Here is a 1,114-nt window from a genome sequence, read left to right as displayed (position 1 = left end):
CTGACCGGCCGTAGGTACCCGGCCCGTAGGTGCCCGCCCGTGGGTGCCCGGCCCGCGGGCCCGCGTACGCGCCGGCGTGATCCGGCCGACGCCGCGCAGGCATCGATCGCAGGACCGGCTACCGCCGCTCGACGGCGCCTCGGTGTCCGACCGCCCTCACGGGGGCTCCGGCCGGCCTTCCGGGACATGGAAGGGGGATCGTCCGGAACCGGATAGCCGGGCCGCGTCTTTATGATCGTGACGTTTCCCAGTAACGGCCCGGGAGGTAATCCCACCTCCCGGGCCGTTACTGCCCACCTCCCGGGCCGTTACTGGGATCGCCGGAAAGCGCGGGAACGCCCGCCACGCCGACACATGCTCCGCCGCCATCCGGCCCACCGCGGCCCGACCCGTTCCCGCCATCGTCCGCTGCCGGACAGTGCCCGGGCAGTGGCCGGACAGTGGCCGACAGCGGTTTGCGGTGAAATCCTGTCGGTGTGACCGGTGACGGGGGCGATGACGGGTCCGAGTGGGATTTCTTCGTTTCGTACACGCGGGCCGACGAGGACTGGGCGAAGTGGGTGGCCTCGCGTCTGGAGGACGCCGGGCACCGGGTGATGTTGCGGGCGTGGGACGTGGTCCCGGGAATGCACTTGCCGGAGCGGATGCTGGCGGCTATGGCGCGGTCGAAACGTACAGTGGCGATGCTGTCACCGAAATATGTTGCCTCGAAGATGTGTACGGCACAGTGGCAGGCAGCATGGAGGTCGGATCCACTGGGGCGGAACCGACGCCTGCTGCCGCTGCGGGTAGTCGACTTCACCCCACCGGAGCCCTTCAGTAAGATCGTCTGTACGGACCTGTTCGAGATCGACGAGGCGACGGCGACGGCCCGGCTGGCGGCAACGGTCGACGCGGCACTGACCGGTAGTGCGCGCCCGTCGGTGACACCACCGTTCCCAGGTCCGACAGCCGAGGAGGACAGCGGCCCGCGTTTTCCGGGGCCGCGGGTGCTGTCACTGGCATGGCCGCGGAATCCGCACTTCACCGGACGGGAGGAGGAACTGTCGCAGTTGCGCGCCCGCCTGCTCGATCAGCGGGTGACGACGGTGCGGCCACAGGCGGTGCGGCCACA

1 protein-coding gene is annotated in these 1,114 nt (G+C 70.0%); it reads left to right on the top strand.

What is annotated here, in order from left to right; all coding sequences use genetic code 11:
- Positions 1 to 476 precede the first annotated feature (476 nt).
- The coding region (locus NBW84_RS14525; RefSeq protein WP_445548719.1) for a TIR domain-containing protein at positions 477 to 1,114 on the top strand (638 nt) is incomplete at its 3' end.

The organism is Protofrankia sp. CiP1_Cm_nod2, assembly GCF_920664355.1.
Taxonomy (GTDB): Bacteria; Actinomycetota; Actinomycetes; order Frankiales; family Frankiaceae; genus Protofrankia.
The sequence above is the reverse complement of the archived record's forward strand: the minus strand, read 5'-3'. Positions and strand labels throughout refer to the sequence as shown.